Annotated in this window: 15 protein-coding genes; 6 read left to right on the top strand and 9 right to left on the bottom strand. The window is 69.5% G+C overall.

The genetic code is table 11. The features are described 5' to 3' along the window. Positions 1 to 12 precede the first annotated feature (12 nt). Genes NR810_RS28810 through NR810_RS28800 form a run of 3 tightly spaced genes read right to left on the bottom strand, consistent with a single transcriptional unit; the run spans position 13 to position 4,337 of the window. Positions 13 to 1,779: a restriction endonuclease fold toxin 5 domain-containing protein gene (locus NR810_RS28810; RefSeq protein WP_257457415.1), complete on the bottom strand. Its 1,767-nt coding sequence runs from the start codon at positions 1,777 to 1,779 to the stop codon at positions 13 to 15. Positions 1,780 to 1,832: 53 nt separating this feature from the next. Continuing rightward, complete coding sequence (locus NR810_RS28805; protein WP_257457414.1) at positions 1,833 to 2,561, bottom strand: immunity 52 family protein; 729 nt, start codon at positions 2,559 to 2,561, stop codon at positions 1,833 to 1,835. Between the two features lie 3 nt (positions 2,562 to 2,564). Then, positions 2,565 to 4,337: a restriction endonuclease fold toxin 5 domain-containing protein gene (locus NR810_RS28800; RefSeq protein ID WP_257457413.1), complete on the bottom strand. Its 1,773-nt coding sequence runs from the start codon at positions 4,335 to 4,337 to the stop codon at positions 2,565 to 2,567. 137 nt (positions 4,338 to 4,474) lie between these two features. Here NR810_RS28800 and NR810_RS28795 point away from each other — a divergent pair, with 137 nt between their 5' ends. From NR810_RS28795 to NR810_RS28780, 4 genes are all read left to right on the top strand, one after another. After that, on the top strand, positions 4,475 to 5,035 hold the full coding sequence (locus NR810_RS28795; protein ID WP_257457412.1) for a sugar O-acetyltransferase: 561 nt from the start codon (positions 4,475 to 4,477) through the stop codon (positions 5,033 to 5,035). A 9-nt stretch (positions 5,036 to 5,044) separates the two neighbouring features. Further along, on the top strand, positions 5,045 to 5,884 hold the full coding sequence (locus NR810_RS28790; protein WP_257457411.1) for a nucleotidyltransferase domain-containing protein: 840 nt from the start codon (positions 5,045 to 5,047) through the stop codon (positions 5,882 to 5,884). A gap of 77 nt (positions 5,885 to 5,961) precedes the next feature. Then, complete coding sequence (locus tag NR810_RS28785; RefSeq protein ID WP_257457410.1) at positions 5,962 to 8,025, top strand: serine/threonine-protein kinase; 2,064 nt, start codon at positions 5,962 to 5,964, stop codon at positions 8,023 to 8,025. Between the two features lie 63 nt (positions 8,026 to 8,088). Next, a complete protein-coding gene (locus NR810_RS28780) occupies positions 8,089 to 9,018 on the top strand; it encodes a DUF2381 family protein (RefSeq protein ID WP_257457406.1) in 930 nt (309 codons plus the stop codon). An 18-nt stretch (positions 9,019 to 9,036) separates the two neighbouring features. On the opposite strand, the gene NR810_RS28775 is transcribed toward NR810_RS28780, so the two are convergent. Then, positions 9,037 to 10,383, bottom strand: coding sequence for a rhomboid family intramembrane serine protease (locus tag NR810_RS28775; RefSeq protein ID WP_257457405.1), 1,347 nt, complete (start codon positions 10,381 to 10,383; stop codon positions 9,037 to 9,039). A gap of 211 nt (positions 10,384 to 10,594) precedes the next feature. On the opposite strand from NR810_RS28775, the gene NR810_RS28770 reads away from it, so the two are divergent. Both NR810_RS28770 and NR810_RS28765 read left to right on the top strand, forming a co-directional pair. Then, the gene (locus tag NR810_RS28770; protein WP_257457404.1) at positions 10,595 to 10,891 is read left to right on the top strand and encodes a hypothetical protein; all 297 of its coding nucleotides are present in this window, start codon (positions 10,595 to 10,597) and stop codon (positions 10,889 to 10,891) included. Positions 10,892 to 11,074: 183 nt separating this feature from the next. Beyond that, positions 11,075 to 11,761, top strand: coding sequence for a response regulator transcription factor (locus tag NR810_RS28765; RefSeq protein WP_257457403.1), 687 nt, complete (start codon positions 11,075 to 11,077; stop codon positions 11,759 to 11,761). Positions 11,762 to 11,979: 218 nt separating this feature from the next. Here the strand turns inward: NR810_RS28765 and NR810_RS28760 are convergent, their stop codons facing one another. From NR810_RS28760 to NR810_RS28740, 5 genes are all read right to left on the bottom strand, one after another. After that, complete coding sequence (locus NR810_RS28760; protein ID WP_257457402.1) at positions 11,980 to 12,387, bottom strand: response regulator; 408 nt, start codon at positions 12,385 to 12,387, stop codon at positions 11,980 to 11,982. Next, positions 12,380 to 15,313 carry a response regulator gene (locus NR810_RS28755; RefSeq protein WP_257457400.1) on the bottom strand — a complete coding sequence of 978 codons (2,934 nt, stop codon included), beginning with the start codon at positions 15,311 to 15,313 and terminating at the stop codon, positions 12,380 to 12,382. Before NR810_RS28755 ends, NR810_RS28760 begins: the two co-directional genes overlap by 8 nt. 3 nt (positions 15,314 to 15,316) lie before the next feature. Further along, the gene (locus tag NR810_RS28750; RefSeq protein WP_257457399.1) at positions 15,317 to 16,477 is read right to left on the bottom strand and encodes an FIST signal transduction protein; all 1,161 of its coding nucleotides are present in this window, start codon (positions 16,475 to 16,477) and stop codon (positions 15,317 to 15,319) included. 30 nt (positions 16,478 to 16,507) lie between these two features. Beyond that, positions 16,508 to 18,358, bottom strand: a complete 1,851-nt coding sequence (locus NR810_RS28745) for a cytochrome c3 family protein (protein WP_257457398.1) — start codon at positions 18,356 to 18,358, stop codon at positions 16,508 to 16,510. A gap of 345 nt (positions 18,359 to 18,703) precedes the next feature. Next, positions 18,704 to 19,603 (bottom strand): sensor histidine kinase, encoded by a 900-nt coding sequence (locus NR810_RS28740; RefSeq protein ID WP_257457397.1) that lies wholly within the window; start codon positions 19,601 to 19,603, stop codon positions 18,704 to 18,706. Positions 19,604 to 19,650: the final 47 nt, after the last annotated feature.

Here is a 19,650-nt window from a genome sequence, read left to right as displayed (position 1 = left end):
TGTGACCCATGGCTACGGTGGTGTGTAGACGACGTCAATGCCTTTGATTCTTTCAGCCTCGAAGATCGTCTTGAGGATATCGACCATTCTGGGCTCGGCCACATGCCATCGGATGGGGGTGCCGTTGGCTACCCGGCTCTGTCGTGCGGCCTGTCTGACAAGTCTCGCAGCGCCCTCGAAATACTGCTTGGCTTTGAGGTTCGAGTCGAAGTGTTTGTCGTAGCCCAGGCCCTTGGTCTCCAGCAGGACACCTTCCGCGAAGCCGTCGAAGTCCGCCTTCTCGCCACCGAAGAGGACGCGGTACACCCAGCCGGCGGGGGCCTTCGTCACCTTGTTCTGGAACTTGCGTGAGCGGGCCGACATGTGCTCGTTCTTGGGAACCCACTGGCCCGGACCACCCACGGGGGGCGTCCAGGAGCCAGTGCCCGCCGCGGCCACGCCCGTGCTGGCCATGTGCAGCACGTACGTGGCGCTGAGCGCCTGGCCCGCCACGGCGATGGCACGGCCGGGAACCGCCACCAGCCGCAGCGCCAGCACGCCCTCGCCCGTCAGCGAGAAGACGGGCAGGGTGAGCCGTCCCATCCGGCTTCCCCACGTGGCGGCCTGCACCGCGCCCTCCCCGGCGGTGCCCACCATCAGCACTACTCCGGTGAGTACGCGCGACACGCCGCGCACCTGCTCGCCGGAGGGCTTGTGCCGGAAGGACTCCCAATATTCGGGGGCATTGCGCACCAGCTCGCGCACCGCGCCCGGCAACCGGGCGAGGCCCTCCACGGTTTCGATGGGGTGGAAGATGACGCGGTAGAGCCCCTCCACCGTGTCCGCCAGTGCCAGGGCGGCTCCCTCCAACGCGGGCAGCAGCACGCCGTCATCCGGCTCATAGGCACCGAGCGGTAGCGCTCCGCGTGGCACCGCCAGCGCGGCATCCACCAGCCACAGACGGTTGCCGTCGATGGCGTAGAAAGGGCCCACCTCGTAGCGGCCGGCGCGCAGCGTGCCGTCCTGGGCCACCTTCACCTCGCCCACCTTCTGTCTGGCCTCGCCCGTGACGGCCAGCACCAGGTAGCCGTCGGGCCGCAGCACCAGCAGGCGGTGGAAGCGGTCCATGCGCGCGTGCAACTCCTGGCGCGACACGGGCCGCTCGCTCGTGGCCACCTCCAGCAGCAGCCAGGCCGCCATGCGACGCTGGGCGAAGTTGCCCAATGTCACCGGTGTGGAGAGCAGGTGCGGAAGCAGTCGCAGGGCCTGCTCGGGCCAGAGGGTGCGCCCGTCCTCGGGCAGAGCGTCGGCGGGCACCCCCACGTGGGCGAGGAAGCCCTGGAAGTAGTCCACGCTCATGGGCACGGTGTGGGGGCGGCCATCGCCCACGCCGTCGGGCCAGCCCGTCCAGCCCTCTCCCCAGTCGTCCACCGGCTCATCCCCACCAGCAGCCGGGCGGACTGCCCGCCCGGGTGTGCCCGCTACGTCTCCCGGTGCGGGCTCCTCCTCTTCAACGTCCTCCTCCTCGTCCTCGTCCGTGGTGCTCGCGACGCCCGGCACGAAGGAGGAGGAATGAGGTGTACCCGCCACAGCGTGTCGGGCGCTCGTATTGGGGAAGGGCGTAGGTGCCAGGGAGCGGTGACTCAGGCCGGGCAGCGGCCCACCCCGAAGCAGGCGAGGCGTGACGGAGGTGCACCCGGCCAGCAGCAGCAGGGCCACCAGGTGCAGCAGAGCCGGAGGAAGCCACCACCCGTGTTGGCGGAGGCAATGGGGCTGCAATGGCGACCTCCTGGTCAGCATGGGATGCGTGCTCCGTGAGGAATGGAGTGCCCCGCACCGTCCGGGAACGTGGATTACGAAGGGATGGAGGAGTAGGCGCCGGGCTCCTTCAACAGACCGGCCCGGTCGAGCAGTGCGCGCACTTCATCGGCCAGGGCGACATGGGCCGGGTCGTCCACGGTGAAGCGCTCGGGGGTGAGAATGACGAGCGAGCCCTTGTCCTCCACGGGCTCGACGCGCACGGGCGCGGGCAGGGGGGGCACCTCTCCCCGGCGGCGCGAGAGGTACATCAGCCAGCCCGTGCGCGGGATCCCCACGGGGTCGTTCCTGGATTCCTGGTAGGCGTCCGAGAAGACACCGCCATCGTCTGGCTCCCAGGCCAACACCATGGCGCGTACCACCTCTGTCATCACGGGCGCGGAAAGTATCCGCCCCGCCTCAGTATCCGTCGAGGGCAGATGGAGAAGGCATATGTTGGGGAAATATCGGGAGCTGGTGCCGCAGGTGAGCATGATGTTGCTGCCTTCCTCATCCCCATTCCAGGCTCCAAAGCTGAATCCACCCTTGTCTGTCTTTCCCCGCCGATACTTCTTCTCCCCGAAGAAGCGCAGGAAGGTTTCGTAGGTGGGCTCGAACTGGAGCTGGAGCGCTTTCTCGAGCGAGTAATCCTTCTCGAACCAGCGCGTATAGCTGGCGTCACAACGCGAGAGCAGACGGAAGAAGGTCTCCGCGCGCCGGGCACACTGCTCGGCGGTTTCCGCGCGAGCTGGCCAGTAGGCTCCAGCAACGTAGGTTTCCCTCATGAATCACATGCCTCGAGGCAATGGTGCCGTGTAGACCACTTCAATACCGTTGATTCTCGCATTCGCGAAGAGCTTCTTGATGATGTCCACCATTCTGGGTTCTGCTACGTGCCATCGAATAGGCACTCCCCGCGCGAACTCGAGCTGTTTCTGGGCCCGCTCCACGAGATCATCGGCACCCCGGTAGTACTGTTTGTGTTTGAAGTCCTTGTCGAACCACTTGTCGTACCCGGTGCCCTTGGCATCCAACAGAACACCGGTCTTGAGGTCGTACCCGTCGAAGTCAGCTTTCTCGCCATCGAGGAAGATTCGGTACACCCAGCCGGATGGTGCTCCCGTCACCTGTGATTGGTACTTGCGCGCGTCCTCTGACATGCCCTCTTTCTTGGGAACCCACTGGCCCGGACCACCCACGGGGGGCGTCCAGGAGCCAGTGCCCGCCGCGGCCACGCCCGTGCTGGCCATGTGCAGCACGTACGTGGCGCTGAGCGCCTGGCCCGCCACGGCGATGGCACGGCCGGGAACCGCCACCAGCCGCAGCGCCAGCACGCCCTCGCCCGTCAGCGAGAAGACGGGCAGGGTGAGCCGTCCCATCCGGCTTCCCCACGTGGCGGCCTGCACCGCGCCCTCCCCGGCGGTGCCCACCATCAGCACTACTCCGGTGAGTACGCGCGACACGCCGCGCACCTGCTCGCCGGAGGGCTTGTGCCGGAAGGACTCCCAATATTCGGGGGCATTGCGCACCAGCTCGCGCACCGCGCCCGGCAACCGGGCGAGGCCCTCCACGGTTTCGATGGGGTGGAAGATGACGCGGTAGAGCCCCTCCACCGTGTCCGCCAGTGCCAGGGCGGCTCCCTCCAACGCGGGCAGCAGCACGCCGTCATCCGGCTCATAGGCACCGAGCGGTAGCGCTCCGCGTGGCACCGCCAGCGCGGCATCCACCAGCCACAGACGGTTGCCGTCGATGGCGTAGAAAGGGCCCACCTCGTAGCGGCCGGCGCGCAGCGTGCCGTCCTGGGCCACCTTCACCTCGCCCACCTTCTGTCTGGCCTCGCCCGTGACGGCCAGCACCAGGTAGCCGTCGGGCCGCAGCACCAGCAGGCGGTGGAAGCGGTCCATGCGCGCGTGCAACTCCTGGCGCGACACGGGCCGCTCGCTCGTGGCCACCTCCAGCAGCAGCCAGGCCGCCATGCGACGCTGGGCGAAGTTGCCCAATGTCACCGGTGTGGAGAGCAGGTGCGGAAGCAGTCGCAGGGCCTGCTCGGGCCAGAGGGTGCGCCCGTCCTCGGGCAGAGCGTCGGCGGGCACCCCCACGTGGGCGAGGAAGCCCTGGAAGTAGTCCACGCTCATGGGCACGGTGTGGGGGCGGCCATCGCCCACGCCGTCGGGCCAGCCCGTCCAGCCCTCTCCCCAGTCGTCCACCGGCTCATCCCCACCAGCAGCCGGGCGGACTGCCCGCCCGGGTGTGCCCGCTACGTCTCCCGGTGCGGGCTCCTCCTCTTCAACGTCCTCCTCCTCGTCCTCGTCCGTGGTGCTCGCGACGCCCGGCACGAAGGAGGAGGAATGAGGTGTACCCGCCACAGCGTGTCGGGCGCTCGTATTGGGGAAGGGCGTAGGTGCCAGGGAGCGGTGACTCAGGCCGGGCAGCGGCCCACCCCGAAGCAGGCGAGGCGTGACGGAGGTGCACCCGGCCAGCAGCAGCAGGGCCACCAGGTGCAGCAGAGCCGGAGGAAGCCACCACCCGTGTTGGCGGAGGCAATGGGGCTGCACGTGCATGGCGAGCCTCCCTGGAGAGCCGTGTCCTCCACCTTACTGGCGCCTCTGACAGCCTCACGGTGTCTGTCCGTTCGCCAGTGGGTAATTGCCCAAAACGCCGTGCCTGTGCGCCGCTGCGCCATGTCACCTTGCCGGGCATGGCACGGACCGAGAAAGAGAAGATGCTCGCGGGCGAGCTGTACCTCGCCACGGACCCGCAGCTGACGGCCGAGCGCGCCCGCGCGCGCAAGCTCCTGCACGCCTACAACCAGTCCACCCAGGACGAGCCGACCCTGCGCGAGAACCTGCTCTCTCAACTCCTGGGCGCGGTGGGCGCGGGGACGTGGATCGAACCGCCGTTCTTCTGTGATTACGGCGAGCACATCCGCATGGGCGCTCGCGTGTTCATGAACTTCCAATGCGTCATCCTCGACTGCAATCCGGTGACGATCGGCGATGACGTGTCCGTGGGGCCCAACGTGCAGATCTACGCCGCCACCCACCCCCTCGACCCCGACGAACGCATCAAGGGCCCCGAGCTGGGCCGCCCCGTCACCATCGGCTCCAAGGTGTGGATCGGCGGCGGCTCCATCATCTGCCCCGGTGTCACCATCGGCGAGGGCTCCACCATCGGTGCTGGCAGCGTGGTGGTGCGCGACATCCCTCCCTATTCCTTCGCCGCCGGCAACCCCTGTCGCGTCATCCGCAACCTGCGCTGAGCCTCTCGTATGGTTGAACCCGATTCCACTGTTCCTCCCCTCGCGCGTGAGTGGGCCGCGCGCTTCTCCTCCTTCGAGCAGGTTCGCGCCGTGGCGCTCGGTGGTTCCTCCGTGACGGGAGCCGCCGATCCGCTCTCGGACCTGGACCTCATCGTCTATGCCAGCCCGCCTCCTCCCGCCGAGGCGCGGCGCGCCCTCATCCTCCCCACCGCCCGCAGGGCCGAGATCGACAACACCTTCTTCGGCACCGGCGACGAGTGGATCGATTCGAGCGGCCAGGGCGTGGACACCGCCTGGTGGAGCCCGGAGTGGATGGAGGACCAGCTGGAGCGCGTCCTCGTGCGCTTCGAGGCGTCGCTCGGCTACACCACCTGCTTCTGGCACACGCTGCGCAACTCCCGCGTGCTCTTCGACCGCACGGGGTGGCTCGCGCGGCTCCAGGACCGGGCCCGCGGGCCCTACCCGGAACCCCTGCGCCGCGCCATCGTGGCGAAGAACCACCCGGTGCTGCGCAGCAAGCTGTCCTCGTACCTCGAGCAGATCGAGCTCGCGCTGCGCCGGGCGGATCCGGTGAGCGTGCAACACCGGGTGACCGCCTTGCTGGCGAGCTACTTCGACATCCTGTTCGCGGTGAACCGCGTCCCCCACCCGGGCGAGAAGCGGCTGCTGGCCCACATCGGGCGGCTGTGCCCGAAGCGCCCCCCAGCGCTGGAGCCCCAGGTGAAGGCGGTGATTCGCGCGGTGGGTCAGCCCGAACAGGACCTGCTGCCCAACCTCCATGCGCTGCTGGATGGACTCGACGCCCTGCTGGTGTCCGAGGGCCTGCCGACGGACTGGAACGTGTCCTGAGCCCGGGCCCCGGGACTCGGGGCCCTCTCCCGTGTCATCAGGTCATGTTACGCTGCCTCACCCATGAGGTTCAGCGCATGAACGGGACCGAATCCGGACGAGCCGATGACAGGTGGCTGAGAGCGCGGCGGCACAGGCTGTGGCGCCAGGCGGCCAACGAGCCCGTGGAGCCGCAGTTGCCCCTGCCCGGCACCGAGGTGGGCGGACTGCTCCTCGAGGCGAGGCTGGGCACCGGCAGCCAGGGCGCCGTGTTCCGGGCCCGCGGCGCGAGCGGCAGGCCGTACGCGGTGAAGTTCATCTACCTGCCCCACTCGGCGGCGTGGGCCTGGCGCGAGCTGGAGGTGCTGCTGCGCCTGCGGCGCCTGGGCTGGGTGGCGGTGCGCGGGCACGGCGAGTGGCCGGACAGGGCGCCGCGCTTCGTCTACCTCGTCATGGAGTACGTGGAGGGACGGGCGCTGCACGAGTGGGCCCGGCAGTGCAATCCCTCGGCGCGGCAGGTGGCGCGAGTGGTGCGGGCCCTGGCGCGGCAACTGGCGGCGGTGCACCGGGCGCAGGTGGTGCACCGGGACGTCAAGTGCGCCAACGTGGTGGTGCGGGAGACGGACGGGTTGCCGGTGCTGGTGGACTTCGGCGTGGGCACCTTCCCCGGGGCGCACCACGTGACGGGGCCGCTGCTGGTGGGCACCGCGCTCTACCGGAGTCCGGAGGCCGAGGCGCACCAGCGGCACCGTCCGAGCCAGCGCTACGAGGCGAGCGCCCGGGACGACACGTGGGCGCTGGGCGTGCTGCTCTACTGGCTGCTCACGGGCTCCTACCCCTTCGATGTGGAGGAGACGGGGGACTCGCTGGAGGACGCGCGGTCCCTGGGCGAGGCCATCCTGCACCACCGTCCCGAGCCGCCCCATGCGCGCAACGTGCGCGTGCCCCGGGCGCTGGGCGAGGTGTGCCAGCGCATGCTGGAGAAGCAACCCGAGGCGCGCTACCCGGACGCCCTGGCGGTGGAGGCCGCGCTGGAGGCGGCGCTGGCGGGCGCGGACGCCGCGTGGGACGAGCCGCTGTGCGAGGCGTGGGGCCCGGACAGCGCCACCACTGTCGCGGAGGTGGAGCTGGAGGACGAAGAAGCGGAGGCACTGTCGCCGCGGCTGACGGAGCGCGAGCGGCACCACCCCGGGCCCGGCGAGCCACCCATGCAGCAGGAGCCGCCCACGCCGGTTCCGCCCACCGTTGCCGCGCTCCCCTCGGAGCTGCCCCCTCCCAAGGAGGAAGCTCCGCCCGTTCACGAAGCGCCGCGAGCCCTGCCCTGGCGTGTGGTGCTGGCTGGCGCGGCCCTCGTGCTGGTGCTGGGCGGAGTGGCCCTCTTCCTGGCGCGGCGCTCGCATCCTCCAGCGGCTCCGGAGGTGCCACGGGTGACGCCTCCGGTGACCTCGCTGCTTCCCATGCCGGAGGTCTGGTTCCGCCTGGGTCAGGAAGTGGCGCCCCCGTGGAAGCCACCCGAAGGTGACGGCGGCGCGGAGCCCTCCGAGGCCGCAACCCCCGCGCCCGTCGCACGTGCGACGCTTCATGAGGAAGACAGGCGCGTGAAGACTCCACCCCGCGAGGCTCCCACTCCCCAGAGCGACACTCCGCAGCCGAAGAGCTCGGGCTCCACCGCCGCCAGGGCGGGCTCGGCCCTGCTCATCTGCTCTCTCGCCTCGGGTTGCCCCGGCCCCACCACCTCCTCCTCGGTGCGCCCCGCGCCCCCACCCGCCGAGTGCCCACCCGGCTCCGTGCAGACCATGAAGGAGTTGGGTCTGCGCTTCGGCCGCCGACAGGACGTGGACCTTCCCGGGCTCAAGACCACGGACGACGAGTTCACCGTGCGCTCGGGCCCGGGCACCACGCTGAGCCTGAGCGGAGAGGATTGGGGAAAGCTGCCCGACGGCACCGTGTTCTCCGGGGTGCTCTTCGTCGGGGAGACGCGCGTGTACGGCCGCTTCACGGAAGCCCATACGCCGGATGGGCACACCTGGCCCGTGTGCCTGGAGTTCTACGACGTGCAGACGGACGACAAGCGAGGTGTGTTCAGGGAGCCCGGCGGTGATGCGGATACGGCTCGTATCCGGGGAATCGTGGGCCTCGTTCCGGTGGAGCGCTTCGAATAGGCCGGCAGGAGCCAACGTCAGGGGTGAGTGATATTCTGCATCACTCCGAAGGTTCTCCCGCGCATGTCCACTCCTCTCTCCCCCATCTCCCTGCTGCTCGCGGTCCTCGCCGGTATGTCCGCCATGGCGCTGCCCGTACCAGGGGACTCGGGCGCGAGGGGCACGCGTCACCTCGAGCTGACGGCGGACAACGCCGGGCAGGTGCACGAGGTGGGCATCAGTCTCCATCACTCCACTTCGCTGGTGTTCGACGCACCTCTACTGCGAGGTGGGGTGGCGGTGGAGGACGAGCGGTTGGTGGCGGTGGCGGTGAACGAGGCGCGCGGAATGGTCATGCTCCTGCCCTCGGGTGTGCCGCTGGACAGGCCGTTGTGGCTGACGGTGCGCTTCGCGGACGAGCATGTGCCAGAGAGCGTCACCTTCCGGCTGGTGGCGCGTCTCTCCCGGGCCGAGCAGGAGGTGCGGGTGGCCCGCCGGCCCCGTTCCGCCGGGTCCTTTCAGCAAGAGGCCCGGCAGGAACGTGAGCGAGCCGAGCGGTGTGAGGCCCACCTGGCTCGTACCCAGGTGGAGTCCCGGCGCCGCGAGAGCCTCACGGACCTGTTCGACGCCGGGCTGGTCGTGGAAGGCAAGACCCTCTTGGTGAGGAACCTCAAAAAGGACATCACCCAGCGCTCGGGTGATGCCCTCCTGGTACGAACCGCATACAGCTACCGCTCCGAGACGATGGCTCGGGTCGCGGTGGAATTGAAGATGAAGAACGATGGCACCCAGCCCTGGACGGTGGGCGAGGTGGCGGAGCTGGTGAGCAAGGAGGGCGCGCGGCTGCCCGTGCTGGGCGTCTGGCCGCGCGAGCCCCTTGCTCCGGGAAAGTCGAGCCGTGTCGTGGTGGAGGCGGAGGCCACGCGGGCTCAGTCCCAGGGAACCTTCCTCCTCGTGCTGACGGAGGCGGACGGGCCGCGCACCGTCACCGTGCACGGCGTGGTGTTCCCGTAGGCGTGACTTCCGCCGTCATCACGGCCCGCGAGGGCACACTCCGCCTCCGAGCGTGTTCCACGCCCCGCACGTGTCCCAGCGCGGCGCGCCCGGCTCCTGCACCACCAGGCTCAGGGCCACGTCGTTCTCCACCTCCTCCCAGTTCTCGGGCATCCCGGGCGCCCGCACCGTCACCAACTCGATGCGCCACTCTCCCCGCAGCATCACCCACCGCTGTATCCAGTACAGCTCCTTCCAGTAGCTCGCCGAGTACACCACGGGCCTCGTGTACAGCCTGCTCGTCATCGGCCGCACCCACAGCCTCTCGAACTCCCCCCGTGTCTCGTCCGCTTCCTTGTAGAGCTCCTTGCGCAGCTGCCGTGTCACTTCCCCCACATCCTCCTCGAGCACCTCCTCTTCCAGCCGCTCGACGGTCACCTCCACCACCACCAGGTCCGTCAGCGTCTCGCCGATCGTGAGCCTCACCCAGGAGTCGTCCTCCTCGGGGCGCTCGGTGGAGATATGGGCCGTGGCCCCGGAGGGCACGGCGAGGGAGACGGGCGTTCCAGGCACCTGCAGGCGCACCAGCGGCTGCCTCTTCCACAGCTCCCAGGGGCGTCCCGTCATGATGCCCAGCGCGAGGCAGGCCACGGTCAGCCACACCGCGATGAGTGCGCCCTCATACACGCGCCTCGGTTCATCGAAGGACGGCGACATCAGCTCCCACGTCAACACGCCCGAGACCGCGAGCACCGCCCCCACGGCGCCTCCCACCAGATGCGCGAAGTTGCTGCCCGGCTGTCCGCACTCGCAGGCGCCGTAGATGGTGGAGACCACGAGGCCCATGCAGCTCGCGGCCGGCGCGAGCCGGTAGCGCCAGTGCCACCACCACACCTGCCGGCCCGGGCGGAAGCAGAGGACCAGCAGCGCTCCCAACAGTCCGCAGATGCCGCCGGAGGCGCCCATCGCCAGCACCTCCGGGTAGAAGCCCATCATCAGGGCGTTGGAGACCAGGATGGACAGCGTGTACAGCAACAGCAGGCGCCAGGGGCCGAGCAGCCCCTCCAGGTACATGCCGCACAGCAGCAGCGAGGTGAGGTTGACCAGCAGGTGCCGCCACCCCAGGTGCAGGTAGCCCGCGCTCAGCAGGCGCCAGGGCTCGGGGCCGAGCGCGGCCGGGCTGAGCCCCGCCCCCATCCGCTTCAGCGTGACGTAGGACTCCACGTCACCGCACATCCGCGCGATGGAGAAGACGAGGAGGTTGACGGCGATCAGCGTCAGGCAGGCGAAGGGAAACCGCCGGGGCGTGAGCGCGTCGAGCAGCAGCCGCACGTACCGCGGCGGCGCGGAGGCGTGTCGGTCAAAGGAAGGCGTCGGAGGAAACATGGGATGGAGCTCGCGGGAGGTCGTGTCCCGGTGGACTCTACCTCTGCGGACACCTTCGCGATACTACTCACGCGGTCAACCTCACGGGTTCCCACGCGCGCGGCGGATGGCCGTAGCCCAGCCAGTCGGATGCGATGGGGCTGACGGGGCCGGGGGCGCTGTCCACGGGTACAATTCCCTTCCAGGGTTCTGCTGCCGACAGTGAAGGCAAATGCCTTTCACCATCCGAATCGACAAGCCACTGACCCCGCTGCTGGAAGAGCTTCCTTCTCCCGTGCGCGTCTCCCTCCAGGCCCACCTCCAACGCATCGCCGAGGTGGCCGAGTACCTGCCCCCCATGGATCCACGTTGGACGGAGCTCGCCCAACGTGATGGGGATGGTCTGCGGACCTATGTCGCGGGTTGTTGTGTCCGTCTCCACCTGCTGCCCGACAGGCGCCAGGTGCGGGTGGAGCAGATCGGCCGTGTGCGGGTGTCCCTCTGCCTGCCCACCGCGCTCCCGGTATGAGCCTGCTCGCTCTCCTTGTGGACTCCACCCGCTTCCCTGCCTGGAGTGTTGCTCGGAGGCGGTTGCACTGCCGCCTGGCGGACACTACCGGCTCACGGAAACGCTCTCTTCCCATTGCACGCCTAGACTCCGCTGGTCATGCATGAGCGTGCGGGTGGGATGTCCGTGGAAAGGGAGATCCTCGTGCCAGAAGAACGCATTCGAGTGGGAATCCTGGAGGATCAGCGTGTCTTCCGGGAGAGCTTGATCGCTCTCTTCGAGAGCTCCGGGATGGAAGTGGTCGCGCAGGGCGCGGACGCGGAAGGCTTCCTGGCGCAGCTACAGCAGCGGGCGCCGGACGTGGCGGTCGTGGATCTCCGGCTCGAGCGCTCGGACACCGAGGTGGTAGGCAACGGCCTGGAGGTGCTCGAGAAGCTACGTGAGCTGTACCCGAACATGCGCTCGCTCGTTCTCTCGGGCTTCCGGGACATGCCGCTGGTGGAGCGCTGCTTCCAGGTGGGAGCGGCTGGCTACCTGAGCAAGCTCAACGTGAGCTGCGAGGAAGTGGTCGCCGCCGTCGAGCAGGTGGCGCGTGGAGAGTGGCTCGTGCCGCCGGAGTTCATGGTTCCAGCGGCGGCCCCGTCTCCCGCGCGGGACGAGCGTGCGTCGCTGCTCGGGCGCATCACCGAGCGCGAGCGCGAGGTGCTCACGCTGGTGGCGGCCGGCACGGACAACCTGCAGATCTCCGCCCGGCTGGGCATCACCGAGCGCACGGTGAAGGCGCACGTCTCCAACCTCTACCGCAAGCTGGGGGTGCAGAGCCGCGTGGAGATGGCGATGCTTGCCTGCCAGTTGGGGCTCGCCCGCCCCGCGGACGCGCAGCACGCGTAGCCTGGGTGGACACCCTGTACGGGAGGATGTGTACCGCGGTGCGATTTCGCGGGGGCGTGTCCGGTCCCATCATTAGAACCGGGCACGTCGACTCCCTCTGAAAAGTGCCCGGGCCGCGGAGGTGGTTGCCTTTCCCTCCGGCATCCGCTCCACGGCTCGTTGTCCCAATGTCCCCCCGGGCCGGGGCAGGGTCGTCCCACTCTGCCCCGGTCCCAGTTTCAGACGAGCAGCGTGCCGCCCTGCTTCTTGCGGAAGGCGGTGAGCTTCTGGATGAGCTCGGCACCCTGGACACTCTTGGAGAGGTAGCCGTCCGCGCCCGAGGCCAGGGCCAGGGCGCGCAGCCGGGACTCGTCCGAGGCCGAGTAGAGGATGAACTTCGTGCTCTGCGGCGCATAGCGGCGGGCCAGGCTGACGACCTGGTCGCCCTTGAGGGCGGGGAAGTTCACGTCCAGCAGCACGAGATCCGGCTCTCCGTTGCGCACCAGGTTGGACACGCCCAGGGCGGAGTTGTGCGTCTGGACCTCGAAGCCGCCGTGCGAGCTCAAGGTGCGGCGGACGAGATCCAGCTGATCCGGATCATCGTCCACCACGAGGATGCGGACCTTGGGGGCCGCGACGTCAGGCATGGTTTCTCCCGAGATACTTGCGGATGGTATCGAGCAGTTGGTCGCGGTCCAGGGGTTTGGTGAGGTAGGCGTTGCAGCCGGCGGCCGTGGCCTTCTCCTGGTACTCGCGCCCGGCGTGGGCGGTGACGGCGATGACGGGGATGGAGGCCGCGGCGGGCAGCTGGCGCAGGCGGCGGGTGGCCTCCCAGCCGTCCACGCGCGGCAGGGACAGGTCCATCAGGATGAGGTCCGGCGCGTCACGGGTGGCGCGCTCCACGCCCAGCTCCCCGTCCTCGGCCTCCAGCACCTCGTACTGACCGCCGAGGTAGCGCCGGACGATGTCGCGGTTCTGCGGGTTGTCCTCGACGTAGAGGATGCGCGGCAGCCGGCCGGCGCGCTGGGCGCTCTGCTTGAGGAGCAGGCCCTTGGCCTGGCCGATGACGTCCTCGAGCGCGTGGCCGCCCTTCTGGACGAAGCCGGCGAAGCCGTCGCGTAGGACGGATTGCTCCTCGCCCGAGAGCGTCTTGCCGGTGAGGACGACGACCGGGACGTTGAGCTTCTCGGCGCGCAGGCGGCGCAGCACCTCGAAGCCGTCCAGGTTGGGCATCATCAAGTCGAGCACCACGAGGGTGGGCGGGGAGACGCGCGCCTTGAGGAGGGCGTCCTCGCCGCTGTGGGCCTCGGTGGTGGAGAAGCCGGCGCGGCGCAGGGAGCGGCTGACGAGCTCGCGGGTGGAGGCGTCGTCGTCCACCACCAGCACCTCGCCCACGCCGGTGGTGGTGCCGATGCTGCGGCGCACCACGTCCACCAGGTGCTCGGGCTCGATGGGCTTGACGAGGTACTCGCAGGCGCCCAGGGAGAAGCCGCGCGCGCGCTGCTCCTCCACGGAGATGATGATGACGGGGATGCGGGCCAGGTCCGGCTCGCTCTTGAGGGTGGACAGCACGCTCCAGCCGTCCAGGCGGGGCAGGTAGATGTCCAGGACGATGGCCTGGGGGCGCAGCTCGCGGGCCTTCTTGAGCGCGTCCAGGCCATCGGAGGCCGTCACCACCTCGAAGCCGGCGGGGGTGAGCTGCCCGGCGATGAGCTGCTGCACGAGCACGTCGTCATCCACCACGAGCACGGTGCCGCCCTGGGCCACGGCCACGAGCGAGGCGGCCACGTCCTGCACGGCCACGGGCCTGTCCAGCTCGCGCGAGCCACCCAGGGACTCGCCCTCGAGGATGCCGGCCAGCCGCACGGTGAAGGTGGTGCCGCGGCCCAGGGTGCTCTGCACGGACACGTTGCCGCCCAGCAGCTTGCTCAGCTCCCGGACGATGGCCAGCCCCAGCCCGGTGCCGCCCACCTTGCGCGTGGTGGAGCCGTCCACCTGGCGGAACTTCTCGAAGATGAAGGGCAGCTGGTCCGGCGGAATGCCGATGCCCGTGTCCTCCACGGTGAAGACGGCCTCGTTGCCCTCCGCGCGCACGCTGAGCGACACCTCGCCGGACTCGGTGAACTTGGCCGCGTTGGACAGCAGGTTGAGCAGGATTTGCCGCAGCTTCAGCGCGTCCGTGCGCACGTACTGCACCCGCTCGTCGATGTGCAGGGTGAGCTCGACGTCCTTGCCCTTGAGGTACTCCTTCACGGTGGAGGTGCAGTCCTCGCCCAGCTCCTGCATGTCCACGCGCTCGACGACGATCTCCGCGCGGCCCGCTTCGATCTTCGACAGGTCGAGGATGTCGTTGATGAGGGCCAGCAGCGTCTGCGCGTTCTTCTTCACCACGTTGAGGTCGCGCCGGCCGTGGGCCGTCAGGCGGCTGCCCTCCTCGCGCGCCAGCAGGTCGCAGTAGCCGATGATGCCGTTGAGCGGCGTGCGGATTTCATGGCTGAAGTTGGCGAGGAACTCGCTCTTGAGGCGGGCGGAGGACTCGGCCTCGCGCGCGCGCTCCTCCTCGTTGCGCTTGGCGATGGCCAGCTCCGTGGCCAGCCGGTCCAGGTCCTCGTTCTGCTGACGGATGATCTCCATCTGCAGGGCGCGCTGCTGGTAGCTGGCCAGGGTGCGCGCGGACACGGCGCGGCTGCGCTTGAGCTCCTCCAGGTTCTCCGCCAGGCGCTTGTTGGCCTCCTGCAGCTCGGCCTGGGACTTGCGCAGGTTCTCCTCGGCCACCTTGCGCTCGGTGACGTCGTCGGTGATGCCCAGCACGTAGAGGGCCTCTCCGTTGTCATCCAGCAGCGGCAGCTTGCGGGTGGCGAAGATGCGGTCCTCGGTGCCCACCCGGGCCACCTCCTCGAAGACCTTCATCTTCTTGGTGGTGATGATCTCCGTGTCGATGGCGATGAAGGACTCGGCGATCTCCGGGGGCATGTAGTCCCGGTCCGTCTTGCCGATCAGCCACTCCTTGGACATCTGGAACATGTCCGCCAGCGTCTTGTTGACGACCCGGAGCTTGCGCTCCCCGGCGTCCTTGGCGAAGAGGACGAAGGGGAGGTTGTCGACGATCTTCTCCAGCAGCCAGCGCGAGTGCTGCTGCTCCTCCTCGGCCTGCTGGTGCTGGCGGCGCTCGATGATGCGCTCGAGCTCGCGGCGCACCACCGGCACCAGCATGGGCAGCCGATCCATCTGGAGGTAGCTGCTGGCACCGGCCTCCTCCATGGCTGCGCGCATCTCCTCCTCGTCGAAGCGGGAGGAGAGGACGATGAAGGGGCGCCCGGGGGCCTTCTCGCGCAGCAGCGGCGCCACCTCGCGCAAGCCGAGCCCCGGCGCCTCCGCGGCGCAGAGGATGACGTCCCACGGTTTCTCGAGCGACGCCTTCAGCTGCTCAGCGGAGGACACGCGCTCGGAGGAGACCTCCACGTTCGCGCGCCGCAGCACCTCCAGCACCTGGGTGGCCTCGCCCTCGCCCAGCGCGAGGAGCAGCCGGGGCGTGTCCTGGCCCGACACAGCGGGAGCCGGTGTGGTGGTCATCGGTCAGTTACCCCCGAACGCGAGAACCGTCAGCGTCGTGTTGATGTGGAACCCCGAGTAGATTTCGAAGTTCACGTTCATTCCAGCCGCCGGGGGTGCGTGGCGCAAGGTGTCGGCCAGTTGGGCCGTGGTTCCAACCACGTGGGAATAGTACATGCGGCCGCCGCAGTGGAAGAGGAGGGCGGCCTGGGGATTCTGGACGCGGCGGGGCAGCTCGTCCTGGAAGAAGGAGCGGGTGAGGCCGGCCATGTCGCCCAGCTTCATGAGCTCCAGCTCGGTGCCCTCCTCCAGGAGGTTGGCGAAGAGGATGGAGTGGTCGGGCAGGGCCTTCCAGGGGGAGCGGATGAAGTACTCGCGGCCCACCTTGAGGGCGGTGGGCTGGGCGGCGAAGCCGCGGGGCTTGCCGTACTCCAGCTCCTCCACGGGGATGCCGAGCAGCTCCGAGTAGCGCAGGGCGGCGGGCTTGCCGTCGATCTCCAGGGCGCGCTGGGCGCTCTCGTCCACCTTGGTGATGACGAGCCGCTCGCCGGTGGGCACGTACCAGTGCGAGCGCAGGGCGGCCCAGGGGGCGTTCGTCTTGAAGAGGGCCACCAGCACGCAGTCGGTGGCCACCTCGCCGTCCACGTGGAGCAGGGCGGACTGCTTGGCGGGGTCCAACTCGTGGTCGGAAGCGCCGCCGCCCACGAGGATGAGGGCGGGGTTCTTCTCGAGGATGCCCAGCAGCAGCTCCTCCTTCTTGTAACGGAAGCCATCGTCGATGACGAGGCCGACGAACTTGCGCGAGTCGATGTCCTGCTGGCGCACGCCCAGGTCCTGCGCGGCGCGCTTCATGGCCATGGCGCCCGCGCCCACCGCGTCCAGGGTGAGGCCGGTGCCCAGGCCCAGGCCCACCTCGAAGTCGCCGTACAGCGCGCCCAGCACGACGTTGCCGCGGTAGATGCCCTGGTTGTCCAGCTCGCCGTTGGTGGTGGCGCCCACCAGGCGGGTGCCCGCGGGCAGCCGCTCACGCACCGCGCGGTTGAGCGCCTGTTGGTCCCTGTCCCGCGAGGCGAAGAGGGTGACGAGCTTCGGTGTCACGCCTTCCAGTTGTTTGAGGAGGTCCTCGGCGGCCGCGATCGGGTCGGACAGAGTGGTGCGGGCCGTCTGCATCTTCACGATTGCCAAGGAGGACCTCCGGGGGGATGGGCGGCGGCGCTAGAAGCCGCTGCCCGGGTGTGTTTTGTGGCAGGCGCCGGTGCACTGCTGGAAGGACTCTTTCCCGCCGCCCACGTACATGTGCTGGATGGGCCCGAACTTCTCCACGTGCGACTGGGGGTAGCTGGTGTGGCACGAGAGGCAGGCGGACTTGCTGGTGCGCTGGGTGCTCTCCTGCGACACGTGGCAGGAGGAGCACTGCTGCAGGGGGGCGTCGAAGCGGCCGCGCGAGTGGACGAAGTGGGTGCGCACGGCGATGGGCCCCTCCAGCTCGAAGGCGAGCGGGGCGTGGCAGGTGGCGCACGTGGCGCGGTTGTCCAGGGCATGCAGCACCTTGCCCAGCTCGCCGCCCTCGGTGTGGCAGGTGGCGCACTTGCCCGTGGTGAGCTCTGGCTCGGTGTGCTCGCGCGTGCCCACCTGGATTTCGATGGTGCGGCTGGCGGCGATGTCCTCGCCCAGGTAGATGCGGCGGGCCTTCACCGTCACCAGGTAGGTGCCGGGCTCGGCGTTGAGCGGCAGCTTGTTGGTGAAGGTGTCCCGCACCGGCGCGTCCCAGCCCGCGTGCGTGGGATCGTACGCGCCACCGAAGAGCTTGTTGGCCGGAGGCACCGTCATGGCCTGCGCGTACACCCCATCCCGCTCGGGCGTACCGATGGAGATGGACTCCTCGGGGCCGAGGAAGTCCTCCATGGGGATGATGTTGCGCAGGGGCTGGATGCTCTGGGCAGGCCCGATGATGGACGCCGACAAATTGCACTCGCGGTGCTTGCGACGATAGTACGTCGCGGAGGCGTCCGAGAAGCCCCGGTAGTACTGGAGGCCGGACTCGACCTGTCCGGCGAGGAATTCGTTGTAGGTCGGCAGGCTGCCCTCCGGGTGCAGGCGCTTGCCCGCTCCGTCCCTGAAGGTCATCCGGAACGTCACCTCGGAGCCGGGGGCGTAGGTGCCATCCGCGCGCGGCGGGGTGACGGGCGTGATGTCGATGTTGAAGCCGTAGGACCAGGTGGAGTGGCGCACCTGCTCCACGGGGATGCGGTACGGGGCGCCCGCGCGCGCCGACCAGTCCACCAGCAGGGCGCGGGTGTCCGGGGAGAAGCTGAAGGTCGTGGCCCCGGTGCGAGCGTTGCGCACCTCGACGAGCGCCTCCTCCTCGAAGGCGTGCGCGCCCGCGCAGGAGGTGGCCGAGCCGCAGTCGCGGGTCCACTGGATGGCGCGCATGCGGCGGATGAAGAAGTCGTCGCTGGACTTGCGCCTGCTCTCGCTGCCCAGGTTCAGGGGGATGACGCGGCCGGTGGGGCGGCCCCAGGCGTCCACGGGCATCACGGTGATGACGCTGGGCTTCTCCATCCAGTGGGAGGAGCGGTAGAAGCGGCGGCGGGTGAAGGTGCCGTCCCCGTTGGCCGAGAAGGTGGGGTCCGCGTCCGCCAGCACCGTGCCCTGCCAGGCCAGCGACGCGAAGTCACCGGAGCGGCGCAGGCTCCCCACGCCCCGGTCCTCCGTGGCCGTTATCGCGGCACGCAGGTCGATCTGGTTGATGAAGAAGGTCTGCCCGGCCCGCACCCGCAGCGGGGTGCCCACGCCGTTGTTCACCTCGAGCGCCAGGGCCACCGGCTTCGTCACCGGCCGGGGCCACTTGAGCTCCTCGGCGTCCGCCTCGGTCTGCGCCTGCGCCTCGGTCTGCGCCTGCGCCTGGAGCGCGAAGCCGGAGGTCTGCTCGAGCGCCTCGCGCTCACCACAGCCCGTCCCGAGCAGGGCCAGGGCCGCGAGCCACACGCCGCGCCGGATCCCCTTCATCCCCGGGGTACGGACAGACGAGTGCGACTGCACACAAAGCGCTCCAGTTCCGCTCATGGCGGCCCTCCATTGCTGTCGTGGTGGCGGGCGTGCCGCGCCCGACCGCGTGTCGTGCTTCCAACTCCGCTTTCCTACCCGCCAGGTGGGGAGCGGAAGCGCTTGAATCATCCCCTGTTTTCCGGGGAACGGCTTTATTCAAGCAACGACAGAATAGAAGGTTCGTGCCTGGAATTTCAACGTCCAGAGTAATTATTTACCGTCGGGAACAGGCCTGACTGTGCGCTTCTGACAGGATGCAGCGCGTCAGGTGTGTGCCCGCGGTGGACGGACGTGGGAGGACTCACCACGTCACGTGTGTGCGGAGGGGTTCGGGCGTGGGAGGGCACACCACGTCAGGCCACGTCAGGCGAGGGCCTGGGGCAACTCGACGGTGAAGGTGGAGCCCTGGCCGGGACGGCTGGAGACGTGGATGGTGCCGCCGTGGGCCTCGACGAGCTGGCGGACGATGTAGAGGCCGAGCCCGGCGCCGGGTTGCCCGGTATCGCCCAGGCGCTCGAAGCGGCCGAAGAGGCGCTCCTGGGCCTCGTGGGGAATGCCCACGCCGTGGTCGCGCACGGCGAGGCGGGCGTGGGGGCCGTCGGCGAGCACCTCCACCTCGATGGGGTGTCCCTGGCCGAACTTGAGGGCGTTGCTCAGCAGGTTGGTGGCCACCCGGTCCAGGCGCTCGCGGTCCCACTGGCCGCGCACGGGGCCCTGGGCGTGGAGCCGCACGAGGCTGCCGGCGGCGGCGGCCTGATCGGCGAAGCGCTCGGCCACCTCCCGGGCGAGCGCGGTCAGGTCCAGCTCCTCGCGCTCCAGGGCGAGCGGGCCAACCGACAGCCGGGAGAGGTCCAACAGGTCATGCACCAGCAGGCCCATGCGGCGTGTCTCGCGCTCGGCGATGGCCAGGCCCTCCTGGGCCCGGGAGTCCGCCGGGAGGTGGCCGCGCAGCCGGTACAGGCGGAGCTGGAGCGCCAGCAGGGGGTTGCCCAGGTCGTGCGCGGCCACGCCCACCATCTCGAAGGCGCCCTGCACCTGGGCGCGCAGCCGCGCGTTCTCCCGCTTCAGGCGCAGCGTCCAGCGCAGCGCGCACCCCAGGGCCGTCCCCCCCAGGCCCGTGAGCAGCAGCAGGCCGCGTGCTTCCCCGCCGGGGAGGGGGCCGGGTGCCAGCAGAGGGATCGCCAGCAGGGTGACCATGAACAGGGTGGACGCGAGCAGGCCCACGCGCGCGCGAGGCGCGATGAGATGGAGATGCAGCGGCATGTGGCTTCCCCCCGAGTGACCCCCTTCGTGCAGGGTCGCAGTCAGGT

Origin of the sequence: Archangium lipolyticum, from assembly GCF_024623785.1 — a bacterium.
Lineage (GTDB): Bacteria > Myxococcota > Myxococcia > Myxococcales > Myxococcaceae > Archangium > Archangium lipolyticum.
The sequence above is the reverse complement of the archived record's forward strand: the minus strand, read 5'-3'. Positions and strand labels throughout refer to the sequence as shown.